General features: G+C 72.6%; 8 protein-coding genes. 3 read left to right on the top strand and 5 right to left on the bottom strand.

Annotation, left to right across the window (positions count from 1 at the left end):
* Positions 1–266 precede the first annotated feature (266 nt).
* Both EUA93_RS05940 and EUA93_RS05935 read right to left on the bottom strand, forming a co-directional pair.
* Entirely contained in the window at positions 267–1,826 is a 1,560-nt protein-coding gene (locus tag EUA93_RS05940) for a glycerol-3-phosphate dehydrogenase/oxidase (RefSeq protein ID WP_129399292.1), read from the bottom strand.
* Entirely contained in the window at positions 1,823–2,416 is a 594-nt protein-coding gene (locus tag EUA93_RS05935; RefSeq protein WP_129399291.1) for a TetR/AcrR family transcriptional regulator, read from the bottom strand. The genes EUA93_RS05940 and EUA93_RS05935 overlap by 4 nt, the downstream gene beginning before the upstream one ends.
* Positions 2,417–2,433: 17 nt before the next feature.
* On the opposite strand from EUA93_RS05935, the gene EUA93_RS05930 reads away from it, so the two are divergent.
* The gene (locus EUA93_RS05930) at positions 2,434–4,017 is read left to right on the top strand and encodes an FAD-binding oxidoreductase (RefSeq protein ID WP_242497252.1); all 1,584 of its coding nucleotides are present in this window, start codon (positions 2,434–2,436) and stop codon (positions 4,015–4,017) included.
* A gap of 266 nt (positions 4,018–4,283) precedes the next feature.
* Positions 4,284–7,319 (top strand): amidase family protein, encoded by a 3,036-nt coding sequence (locus EUA93_RS05925; RefSeq protein ID WP_129399290.1) that lies wholly within the window; start codon positions 4,284–4,286, stop codon positions 7,317–7,319.
* Between the two features lie 177 nt (positions 7,320–7,496).
* Here the strand turns inward: EUA93_RS05925 and EUA93_RS05920 are convergent, their stop codons facing one another.
* Positions 7,497–9,041, bottom strand: a complete 1,545-nt coding sequence (locus EUA93_RS05920) for a hypothetical protein (protein WP_129399289.1) — start codon at positions 9,039–9,041, stop codon at positions 7,497–7,499.
* 44 nt (positions 9,042–9,085) lie between these two features.
* Positions 9,086–9,766 (bottom strand): pirin family protein, encoded by a 681-nt coding sequence (locus tag EUA93_RS05915; protein WP_129399288.1) that lies wholly within the window; start codon positions 9,764–9,766, stop codon positions 9,086–9,088.
* 18 nt (positions 9,767–9,784) lie between these two features.
* On the opposite strand from EUA93_RS05915, the gene EUA93_RS05910 reads away from it, so the two are divergent.
* Complete coding sequence (locus tag EUA93_RS05910) at positions 9,785–11,134, top strand: GH1 family beta-glucosidase (RefSeq protein WP_165355074.1); 1,350 nt, start codon at positions 9,785–9,787, stop codon at positions 11,132–11,134.
* A 153-nt stretch (positions 11,135–11,287) separates the two neighbouring features.
* Here EUA93_RS05910 and EUA93_RS05905 read toward each other — a convergent pair whose 3' ends face one another.
* Complete coding sequence (locus EUA93_RS05905) at positions 11,288–11,584, bottom strand: GIY-YIG nuclease family protein (RefSeq protein WP_129399287.1); 297 nt, start codon at positions 11,582–11,584, stop codon at positions 11,288–11,290.
* Positions 11,585–11,751 lie beyond the last annotated feature (167 nt).

The following is an 11,751-nucleotide window of genomic DNA, read 5'->3' as shown; positions in this document are numbered from 1 at the left end:
GCCCGTGAAGCAAGGACGAGGGCTGTGTCGCGGAGGAGCGAAGCGGAGGAGAGTGCGGCAACGACGACGCGCGAGCGGGCCTCCAGCGCCGCGGACACGGCGAAGCGGAGCGAGCCCGAGAAGAAGGACTGGGCGCCCCTTGCTGCATGGGGTCAGCAAGGGGCGCGCCGTGGAGAACGATCCCATCTGGCCAGCGTCCTGTCCGGGGATTCTGAGGAAGTCCCGGGTGATTTTGCTGTCTGCTGGACCAGCCGTGTCCGTGGACCTCAGGCGGATGTGTGTCGTGATGCCGTGACGAGGGCGAGCGCCCGCTCCGCGTGGTGTCCTGTGGCCCTTCGGTCGGCTGCGACCATGCCGACGCGGGTACGCCGGTCGAGCAGGTCGTCGGCGTCGTGCGCACCCTCGTGGGTGATGGCGAAGACGAGCTCGGCGAGGGTGACCGGGACGGTGTCCGAGGCCGGCTCGAGCAGCTCCTCGGCGGTCAGCCCGGTGACCTCGCGCGCGGTGGCCAGGACGAGGGCGGCGTCGGTGCCGAAGCGGCGTACGAGCCGGGGGTGTGCGTCGAGGTGGCGCAGCTCCTCGGCGGACGCGGCGCCGAGCAGCGGGAGCGCGGCGGTGCGGCAGGGACCGGCCGTGAGGCGGCCGTCGGCCACGAGGGAGTCCAGCGTGTCCTGGGCCATCCGGCGGTAGGTGGTGAGCTTCCCGCCGACGATCGTCGTCAGGCCGGTCGTCGAGGTGAGGATCGCGTGGCGTCGCGACAGGTCGGCGGTCGCGCCGTCGGTGGCCCCGGCGACCTCGAGCAGCGGGCGGAGCCCGGCGAACGCGCCGACCACGTCGTCGCGGGTCGGCGGCGTGGTGAAGGCGGAGGCGACGACGTCGAGCAGGAAGTCGACCTCGCCCGGGCTCGGCACCGGCACGTCGGGCACGCCGCCGGTGACCGGCACGTCGGTGAGCCCGACGTAGATGGTCCCGTCGGGTTGGGGCAGGACCATCGCGAAACGCGCGCTCGTGCCGGGGATCGGCACCATCACGGCGACCCGGGTGTGCGGGAGGCAGTCGCCGCGGAGGACGAGGTGGGTCCCCCGGCTGGGGCGCAGCCGGACCTGGTCGTCGAGGTCGCCCGCCCAGACGCCGGTGGCGTTGACGACCGCCTGCGCGCGGACGTCGTACGACGTCCCGGTGAGCTCGTCGCGCAGCCGCACGCCGGTGCCGGTCGCGGACGTGACGCGGGCGCGCGTGCGCACCTCGGCGCCGTACGACGCTGCCGTGCGCGCCACCGCGACCACGAGCCTGGCGTCGTCCTCGAGCTGCCCGTCCCAGCCGAGCAGCCCACCGCGGAGGCCGTCGGCGCGCAGGGACGGGGCGAGGTTCAGGGTCTCCGTGGCGTTGAGCCGGCGCGGGCGGGGGAGGGTGCGCGAGGTGGTGTGGGCGGTGCGGCGCAGCACGTCGCCGGCGTGCAGGCCGCCCCACGTCAGCACGGCCTTCCCCCGGCTCATCGTGTCGTTGACCGGGGTCAGCATCGGCAGCGGGTGGACGAGGTGCGGGGCGGTGACGTCCATCAGGATGCCGCGCTCGACGGCGCTCTCGTGGGCGATCGCGAGCTGGCCCTGGGCGAGGTAGCGCAGGCCGCCGTGCACGAGCTTGGACGACCAGCGCGAGGTGCCGAAGGCGAGGTCGTGGGCGTCGACGGCGAGCACGCTGAGTCCGCGGGTGGCGGCGTCGAGCGCGACCCCGGCGCCCGTGATGCCGAGGCCGACGACGACCACGTCGACCTCCTCGGGGACTCCGGCCAGGCCGGGCGTGATCCGGGTCGGGGAGCCGGTCATCGGGGTGCCAGCGACGACGAGACGAGGTGGAGGAGCTGGCCGTCGAGCAGCTCGAGGCTGACCTGGTCGTCGGTCATCGTCAGGGCGGAGAAGACGAAGCCGTGGCCGGCCAGCATGAGGCCGCGGGCCATCAGCACGGGGTCACCGCCGTGGATCGTGCCGGCCCGCTGGCCGCTCTCGATCTCGGTGGCGAGGATCTCGATGAGGGCCTCCTGCGAGCGGCCGCGGCGGTCGAGGAGGTAGGGCAGCATCAGGTCGGGGTCGAGCTCGACGATGCGGACGAACAGCTCGTTGTCACGCAGTGCCCGGACGGTGGAGAGGGCGGCGGCCGCGATGCCGTGGGGCGTGCTGGTGTCGACGGCGGCGACCCGCGTGGCGGCCGCGATGCCCACCCACTCGCGGGTCATCAGGTCGCCGAGCAGCGAGCCCATGTCGGGCCACGCGCGGTAGATCGTCATCCGGGAGACCCCGGCCCTCCGGGCGACCTCGGTCAGCGTCGTGCGCCGCCACCCGACGTCGAGGATGCAGTCGCGGGCGGAGTCGAGGTAGGCGTCGAGCCTCGGGTCCGACATGTGACGAAGTGACGACATGTGTCACACTGTAACGCATGACCCTCGAGACGCCCACCGTCGAGATGCACCCGCAGCGCTGGGGCGATCCCGCCGCCGCGACCGACCTGCCGGAGTCCGCGCGCGGACTCGTCGAGCTCGCCTTCGGGCTGCAGGACCGCCCCGCGGTCACGGACGCGCGGCCCCCGGAGAGTGCGATCGCCGAGGCCCTCCTCGACGGACTGCGCTCGATCGTCGGCGACGCACACGTGCTCCTCGACGACGAGACGCGCATCCTGCGCACGCGCGGCAAGTCGACGCCCGACCTGCTCCGCGCCCGCGCCGGCGACCTCGACGACGCGCCGGACGCCGTGGTCCGGCCCGACGGCCACGACGAGGTCGCGGCCGTGCTCGCGTGGGCCGCGGAGCACCGGGTTGCGGTCGTGCCGTTCGGCGGCGGCACGTGCGTGACCGGCGGGCTGGCCGCGCGACGCGACGGCTTCGCCGGGCTCGTCAGCCTCGACCTCGTCCGGATGAAGCGCCTCCTCGCCCTCGACGAGGTCTCGATGACCGCGACCCTGGAGCCCGGTCTGCGCGGCCCCGAGGCCGAGGCGCTCCTCGGCGAGCACGGGCTCACGCTCGGGCACTACCCCCAGTCGTTCGAGCACGCCTCCATCGGCGGCTTCGCGGCGACCAGGTCGAGCGGTCAGTCGAGCGCCGGCTACGGCCGGTTCGACGCGATGGTCGTCGGTCTGACCGCCGCCACCCCGACCGGGTCGCTCGACCTCGGGTCCTCACCGGCCAACGCCGCCGGCCCCGACCTCCGCCAGCTGCTGCTGGGCTCGGAGGGCGCCTTCGGCGTCATCACCTCGGTGACCGTGCGCGTGCGGCGCGCGCCCACCGAGACGGCGTACGACGGGTGGCGCTGGCCGTCGTTCGACGCGGGCTCCGACGCGATGCGCACCCTCGCGCAGTCCGGGCTGCTGCCGACGGTGGTGCGGCTGTCCGACGAGACCGAGACGGCGATCAACCTCGCCGATCCCTCCTCGATCGGCGGCACCGACGACCCCGGCTGCCTGATGGTCACCGGCTACGAGGGGACGGCCGACCAGGTGGCGGCCCGGCGGGCGGCCGTCACCGCCGTGCTGGCGGGCCTCGGCGGCACGCCGCTCGGCACCGGACCGGGGGACGCGTGGGTCCAGGGCCGGTTCCACGCGCCGTACCTCCGCGACTCGCTCCTCGACCACGGCGTGCTCGTCGAGACCCTCGAGACCGCGACGTTCTGGTCCCACCGCTCGCGGCTGTACGCCGACGTGAAGGCCGCGCTGGCCTCCTCGCTCGGCGAGGGATCGCTCGTGCTGTGCCACGTCTCGCACGTCTACGAGACCGGGTGCTCGCTCTACTTCACCGTCGCCGCGCGGCAGGGCGACGACCCGGTCGCGCAGTGGCGGGTCGCCAAGGCCGCCGCCAGCGACGCGATGATCGCCGCCGGCGCGACCATCACCCACCACCACGCCGTCGGCACCGACCACAAGCCGTGGTTCGCCCGGGAGATCGGCGAGGTCGGCGTCCGGGTGCTGCGGGCCGTGAAGGCCGAGCTCGACCCTGCCGGGATCCTCAACCCGGGCGTCCTTGTCCCGTAGTGCCCGATATCTGGGGACGTCCTGGTGGGTAGGAGCCTGCCTTCACCCACCAGAACGTCCCTAGATATCGGGGGGTGGGGGTGGGATGTCCGGGGGTGGGGGTGGGGATCCGGCGCGCGCCGGACGTGCGCCCATGGCACGTCCGTCGTCCGAAAGTCGGAACTTGGAACGTTACACAGCCGAAACGGGGACCGTCTCCGGTCGACATGTACGGCTCATAGAAATCAGGCGCCTTCACCCCCGACTCGAGAGGCGCTTGATACGTCATGTCCTTCACCCCCTCCGGGCGCACAGCCCGTCTCGTCGCCCTGCCGGCGATCGCGGCGGTCGCCCTCGGCACCCTCGCCATCACGCCCGGCGCACAGGCGCTGACCAGCGTCGCCACCGCCAACGGTGCGACGGTCAGCATCAACGATGCCCGCCGCCCCGGCCTCGACACCGGCTCGATCCGCAACGTCAGCGGGTCCCGGATGGAGGGCTTCGGCAACATCTTCGTCCACGTCGACGCACCCGCCGGCGAGGAGCCGCGGATGAACGACCAGATGATGCGCGGCTTCGGCCTGACCGCGACCACCCCGGGCTCCTACGCCTCCACGAAGTCGGTCCGTCTCGGGGACGTGCTGATGTCGCGGAAGGTGCAGGTCGCCACGGCCAGCAGCACCACCAGCTTCTTCGACACCTTCACCAACGCCTCGACCGAGCCGGTCACGCTCGAGGTGTCGTTCGGCGGATCGCTGGGCTCCGGGCTGACGGCGACGACCAGCCCCAACAAGGCCACGATCAGCGCCTCGAGCAGCGGCAACAACGCCGTCGACACCACCGACACGTGGGTCACCGCGACCACCCCGGGCGCCACCCGTCCGACCGGCGTCGTCGTCGGCTCGGGAGTGGGCGCGCTCGGTGACCAGCAGTCCAACCCGTTCGAGACGGCGTACGTCCCCACGGGCAGCCGCGCCAACGACCTGGGCTTCGTCCGCACCCTCACCATCGAGCCCGGCGCGACCGAGTCCCTGATGCAGTACGTCGTCGTGGGCACGCTGTCGGACACCACGCAGATCGTGACGGACACCGCCGCCCTGGCTGCGGCGCCGAACCTGTCGACGCTCACCCTCGACGAGATCTGCACGCTGCAGAACCTCGACATCACGTCGTACGCCGCCGCGTGCGCCGGTGCGGAGCCGCTGAGGCTGCCGGCCGCCGACGCCGAGGTCGTGCCCACCACCGACGTCGCCTACGACGTCACCGGCAAGACGATCGCGCAGCTCCAGGCCGACATGGTCGCCGGCAGGGTCACCTCGGTGCAGGTCACCAAGGCCTACCTCGACCGCATCGAGGCCTACGACGACGGTGCGCTCGGCTTCCACGCCTTCATCACCGTCGCGAAGGACGCCGTGGCCCAGGCGATGGCGGCCGACGAGGCGCGCAAGGCCGGTCGCACGGGCGACCTGCTCGGCATCCCGATCGCGCTGAAGGACATCTACGACACGAGGGACATGCCCACCTCCGGCGGCACGCTCGCGCTCAAGGACTGGGAGCCGAAGAAGGACGCGTGGCAGGTCGCCAGGCTGCGCGAGGCCGGTGCCGTGATGATCGGCAAGACGGTGCTCTCGGAGTTCGCCAACTCGGGCTCCTTCAGCGAGAGCGGCTTCAAGCAGGTCTGGAACGCGCTGTACCCGTCGAAGACGTCGTTCGGCTCCAGCGGCGGGTCGGCCACCGCGGTCGCCGCCGACCTCGCGGCCGCTGCGATGGGCACCCAGACCGGCGTCTCGCTCTACGCCCCGTCGACCGGCGCGAGCCTCACGACGTTCCGTGGCACCGACGGCCTCGCCAGCACCAACGGCGTCATGCCGCTGACCTGGGCCACGGACTACGCCGGTCCGATGGCGAAGTCGGTCACCGACGTCGCGTCGCTGCTCGACGCCACCTCGACGCGGACGACGGGCAACAACCCCGACGACCTGCTCACCAGCCGCGTCGACAACAGCCTGCGTCCGGTCGAGTGGAAGTCATCGCTCGAGGCCGACGCGCTCGAGGGCAAGGTCATCGGCTACGTGCCGAGCGCCTTCACCTCGACCGCGATCGTCGACGACAACGCCGGCGCGGTCGCCCTCGCCGACGCCACGGCCGCCATCGAGGCGGCCGGTGGCACGCTCGTCGCCCTGCCGGCAGGCGCTGCGACCGCACCCGCCAACCCGCCGGCCGCGGGCTTCCCGACCACGGGCAGCGCCGGATCAGAGGGCTGGGAGCGCTACATCGGCGAGGCGCGTCCCGCGACCTTCCCGATGACCGCGAAGCAGCTGCTGGAGAACCCGCTCAACCTGCCCTACAACGTCTCCGGCAACTACTCCTACAACCCGATGGACGACACCAGCGTCACCAACCTGCTGGCCCGTCGCGACGCCTACAAGGTCAACGCGGACACCTGGATGGACACCGCCTTCGGCCGGTCCGTCGACGCCGTGATCTACCCGGGCTTCCTCACCAGCGTCGGCAACAACGACGCTGCGTCGGCGATCTTCAGCTCCGACCGCGCGTCCGGCGTGATCACCCAGGGCATCGGCCTCCCGACCGCGATCCTGCCGATCGGGGCCAACGACGAGGGCCAGTCCAACAACGTGCAGATCGTCGGCCGGGCCTGGGACGACACGGCCGTCCTCGGCTACGCGTACGCCGTCGAGCAGCAGGCCGGGGCCGCGATGCACACCGAGTTCGCCCCCGCCCTTGCGTGGAGCGGACCGGCCGCGTCGACGACCTCGGTCGGCCTCGGCGCCACCGCGACGGCGTACGGCACCGCGACGACGGCGACGGTCACCGTCGCCGCGGACCCGGCAGCGACCGGGCCCGTCTCGGTCGAGGTCGCGGGCACGACCGTCACCGGCACCCTCGCCGGCGGCACGGCCACCGTCACGCTCCCGGCCACCACGCCGGTGGGCACCCACCTGGTGACGGCGTCGTACGGCGGCTCGTCGACGGTCTCCGCGAGCGCCGCCACCGCGACGCTCAAGGTCACGCAGGCAGCGCCGACCATCACGGCCAAGCTGGTCAGGACGAAGGTCAAGGTCGGCCAGAAGGCCAAGGTCAGCGTCACGATCAGCACCACCGGACCCTCCACGGTGCTGGTCCACGACGGCAGCAAGGTGATCCGGACGCGGACCGTCACCGGCAGCAAGACGCTGTCGCTCGGCAAGCTGAAGGCCGGCAAGCACAAGATCCGGCTCACCGTGGTCGCCGGTGAGCAGTACGCCGCCGCCACCAGCCGGACGCTCCACCTGAAGGTCGTGAAGGCCAGGAAGAAGAAGTAGCTCCCACCCACCGCTGGTTGAGCAGCGAGCGCTGGCGGGACTGGCCACCGCTGGTTGAGCAGCGAGCGCCGGTGAGCGTGTCGAAACCAAGGTCTCGGGGCCTTGGTCTCGACACGGGCCTGGCGGCCCTGCTCAACCGGCGGCGTGGCCTGGCGGCCCTGCTCGACCAGCGGCAGGTCAGTAGTCGCGGCGCACGTCCCAGCGGCCGTCGCGCCGGACGAACCGCAGCCCGAGCGTCCGGCCTCCGCCGCTGAGCTGGAAGTCGGCACCCGACAGCCCGCCGGAGAAGACCCGGCGACAGGTGCCCTGGTGCGGGAGGTCGAGGCGCCGCAGCGTCCGCCAGCCGTCGGACGTCGACCGCTGCAGGAGTGCTGGCCACCCGGCGCTGCCTCGGGTGGCGGTGACCCGGAGGACCGAGCGACGCCCGATCGGGTGGACGACGTCGCAGCGGCCGGTGACACCGACCGGCACGGTGGCCGCGCCGTTGCGGGAGAGCACCACGATGCGCCTGCGACCGGGCACCGCGACCAGGTCGGCGCGAGCGTCGAGCCCCACCAGCCCGGCACGCAGCGGCAGCGCCTGCCAGGCGGCGCCGTCCGGGGAGGTCACCAGCCGTCGGTCTCCTCCGCGACAGCGCAGGGTCAGTGCGTAGAAGCCGACTCGAGCGGTGGCGTCGTCCTCGTAGACGCAGCGCGTGCCGCCGGCGCGCGAGAGGAACGGCACCGGGGCTCGCCAGGACTCGCTCGCCGGGTCGTAGAGCTGGACGCCGAGGTCGTCGCCCAGGTTGGCGATGACCGCCAACGGGCGGCCCGGGGCGTCGAGGAGTGTGGGCGCGAAGTCCGGCACGAAGGCGTCGGTCAGCAGTCCGGATGCGTCGAGCGGCGCCACCCTGCTCACGGCCCACGGGGAGGACTCGTCGGGCCGCGTCAGCCGGGTCACGCTCCAGCGGTCGTCCGTGTCGCCCAGCAACACGGTGCTCGCGTCGACACTGGTGGCGAAGTCGTCGCACACGCGCGCGTCCTGGACGACCTGGCTCGTGGACCCGCCGGCGGCGGGATAGGCGTCGAAGGTCACCGTGCACTCAGCCGAGCTGGACCAGGCGATGGTGACGGTGCCGTCATCGGTGACGACCGGTGCCTGGGCGTCCTCGAACTGGCCGGTCGACCGGGACGCCCGGTGCTGCACGAAGCCGCCGACGGCGGTCCAGGTCACGTAGTCCTGGCCTCGCGACCACGCCGCCCAGGTGCCGGCGGGCGAGATCGCCGGATCACGCCAGGCGTAGCCGGGCAGCCGTCGCGCGTCCCAGTGCACCCCGTCGGAGGTCGCCGCGGCGTACGGCTTGCCCTCGTCCGGCTCGACCAGCGCGGGTCCGCACTCGAACGTCACGGCGATCCCGCTCCCGGCACCGCGCGCCACGACGTTCCAGCACCGCAGGTCCGCCTCGCGGAAGACCGTGGTGCGTGCACCCCACGACCCGGTCTGGACGTCGTACCTGCGGCCCTGGATCTGCCGGCCGCCCTGCGAGCGGGTGACCTCGTAGCGATCGCCGTCGGCGAGCCGCACCACCTGGCCGTGGGGTACGCCCCGGGGCAGTCCGGTCAGCGGCGAGGGCGGGTGCGGGGGCACGTCGGCGCCGCGCGTCGCGACGCTCGCGCTCGCGGTGGTGGGGAGGAGGGCCAGGGCGAGCGCCCCGGTGACGAGCCGAGCCCGGGTCGACGACATCTCGGCAGCATAGGCCTCCGTGGCTGCGCCTCACCGCCGTGAGCTCAGCCGAAGGACCAGACCAGCAGCTCGGTCTCCTCCGACGCCCGGACCACCCGCCCCGGCTCGTCGTCGACTCGTACGGCGTCGCCGTCCCGCAGCTCCAGGCCCTCGAGCGAGACCGCCCCGGTGGCGGCGAAGACGTGCTGGCGCGGGTCCTCGGGCAGCGTGATCGCGTCACCGGGCGCGAGCCGGGCGACGAGGAGCCGGGCCCCCGACGTGCCGATCGGGAGGCCGTCGCCGCCGGCCACCTCGACCAGCCCGGACGCGGGCTGCGGCGCCTCGCCCAGGACGTACGCCGGCTCCCGCCCCGGCACGGACGGCGCGAGCCAGGCCTGGACGAAGCGGCAGCCCCCCAACCGCGCGTCGGCGACCTCGCTGTGCCGGATGCCCGACCCGGCCGACAGCACCTGCACGCGACCGGCCTCGACGACGTGCTGCGCGCCCGTCGAGTCGGTGTGCACGAGGGTCCCCTCGAGCACCCAAGTGACGATCTCGAGCTCCGAGTGCGGGTGGTCGGGATAGCCGGCGCCGGCGGCCAGGACGTCATCGTTGTGGCAGACCAAGGGACCGAAGCCGAGGTTGGTCGGGTCGTAGTGCGGTCCGAAGGAGAAGGAGTGCCGGGTGAGCCTCCCCACCTCTGCGGAGGAGGACCTGTCCGAAGCGGCGTACACGGCCATGCCCATGCCGATATCTTCGCCGATGTGCCACCACCGCATGACTTCCCCCTGCTCCCGCCCGGCTTCCGGTTCGGGACCAGCACCGCGAGCTACCAGGTCGAGGGTGCTGCGACGGAGGACGGGCGCGGGCCGAGCATCTGGGACACCTTCACCGCCGAGCCCGGTCGGGTCGTCGACGGAAGCACGGGCGCCGTGGCGTGCGACCACTACCACCGGGTCGACGAGGACGTCGCCCTGATGAGGGAGCTGGGCACGACCGGCTACCGCTTCTCGATCGCCTGGCCGCGCATCCAGCCCGACGGCCGCGGGCCGGCCAGCGCGAAGGGCCTGGCGTTCTACGACCGGCTCATCGACACCCTCCTGGCCAACGGCCAGCAGCCGATGGTCACGCTCTACCACTGGGACCTGCCGCAGGCGCTCGAGGACGACGGCGGTTGGCTCAACCGCGACACCGTCGAGCGCTTCGCCGACTACGCCGCCATCGTGGGCGAGAAGTTCGTCGACCGCGTCGAGCACTGGATCCCCGTCAACGAGCCCAACGTCGCCTCGATCCTCGGCTACGGCATGGGCACCCACGCGCCCGGCAAGGCGATGCTCTTCGACTGCCTCGCCGCCGCCCACCACCTCCTGATGGCCCATGGTCGCGCGGCGATCGAGCTGCGGAAGGTCGGCGCCGAGTCGATCGGCTGCGCCAACAACCACGCCCCGATCTGGCCCGCCAGCGACGACGACGCCGACGTCGGGATCAGCAAGATCTTCGACGCCCTCTGGAACGGGATGTTCCTCGAGCCGATGCTGCTCGGGCGCTACCCCGTCGACCTGATGCCGCTCTTCGAGGACGTGATGCACGACGGCGACCTCGCCACGATCCGCCAGCCGCTCGACTTCTACGGCGTCAACTACTACAACCCGATGAAGATCGCCGCGGCCGACGAGGAGTCCGACATCCCGTTCGACTTCCGCGAGGTCGTGGGCTACCCGACCACCGACATCGGCTGGCCGATCGTCCCCGACGCCCTGCGCGAGTGGCTGGTCATGTTCCGCGCCCGCTTCCGCGCGGCCCTGCCGCCGATCATGATCACCGAGTCCGGGTGCAGCTACAACATGGGTCCGGACGAGGACGGCGTCGTCGACGACCAGCCCCGCATCGACTACCTCCGCTCCCACGTCAACGCCGTCTCCGAGGCGATCACCCGCGGCGTCGACGTCCGCGGCTACTACACGTGGTCGCTGATGGACAACTTCGAGTGGGCCGAGGGCTACACCCAGCGCTTCGGCCTCGTCCACGTCGACTACGAGACCCTGGCGCGCACGCGCAAGAAGTCGTTCCAGTGGTACGCCGACCTGATCAAGGCGCAGCCGCAGCACCTGTGACGCTCTGGTCGGCCTCGGTTTCGACACGGGCGCCAGCGCGCCCTGCTCAATCAGCGGTCGCCGGCAGCGGTCGCCGCTGGTTGAGCAGCGAGCGCCGGGCAGCGGTCGCCGCTGGTTGAGCAGCGAGCGCAGCGAGCGTGTCGAAACCAAGGCTCACCCGGACGACGTACGCCGCCAGTGCCCTGCCGCGAGCTCGGGGAGGTCGTCGTACCTCCCCTCGATGAGCGCCAGCCTCTTGTCGCGCCGCCACCCCTGGACCTGCTTCTCGAACGCGAAGGCGTCGGCGACGCGCTCGAACTCGCCGGCCCACGCCAGCCTGACCGGCCGACGGCGCTTCGTGTACTCCGCGCCGAGTCCTTCGGCGTGCTCCCAGACCCGGCGGTCGAGGTTGCGGGTGCTCCCGACGTAGAAGCTGCCGTCCGAGCACTCGAGGATGTAGGTCCAGGGCATCGCACCAGTGGAGCGGAGCGGGCGGACCCGCAACAGGGCGCTGCGGGGATCTGTGGATGGGCGGCCTCGGTTTCGACACGGGCGCCAGGGCGCCCTGCTCAACCAGCGGTGGTGCGGGGAGACCTCCTCGACCAGCGGCGGTGGAGGGCGGCCTGCTCAACCAGCGG

The sequence above is a fragment of the Nocardioides oleivorans genome (genome assembly GCF_004137255.1).
GTDB classification, from domain to species: domain Bacteria; phylum Actinomycetota; class Actinomycetes; order Propionibacteriales; family Nocardioidaceae; genus Nocardioides; species Nocardioides oleivorans.
The sequence above is the reverse complement of the archived record's forward strand: the minus strand, read 5'-3'. Positions and strand labels throughout refer to the sequence as shown.

Coding starts and splice junctions, on each gene's coding strand:
- EUA93_RS05940 (WP_129399292.1), bottom strand. CDS start 1,826: ATGACCGGCTCCCCGACCCGGATCACGCCCGGCCTGGCCGGAGTCCCC.
- EUA93_RS05935 (WP_129399291.1), bottom strand. CDS start 2,416: ATGTCGTCACTTCGTCACATGTCGGACCCGAGGCTCGACGCCTACCTC.
- EUA93_RS05930 (WP_242497252.1), top strand. CDS start 2,434: ATGACCCTCGAGACGCCCACCGTCGAGATGCACCCGCAGCGCTGGGGC.
- EUA93_RS05925 (WP_129399290.1), top strand. CDS start 4,284: ATGTCCTTCACCCCCTCCGGGCGCACAGCCCGTCTCGTCGCCCTGCCG.
- EUA93_RS05920 (WP_129399289.1), bottom strand. CDS start 9,041: ATGTCGTCGACCCGGGCTCGGCTCGTCACCGGGGCGCTCGCCCTGGCC.
- EUA93_RS05915 (WP_129399288.1), bottom strand. CDS start 9,766: ATGGGCATGGCCGTGTACGCCGCTTCGGACAGGTCCTCCTCCGCAGAG.
- EUA93_RS05905 (WP_129399287.1), bottom strand. CDS start 11,584: ATGCCCTGGACCTACATCCTCGAGTGCTCGGACGGCAGCTTCTACGTC.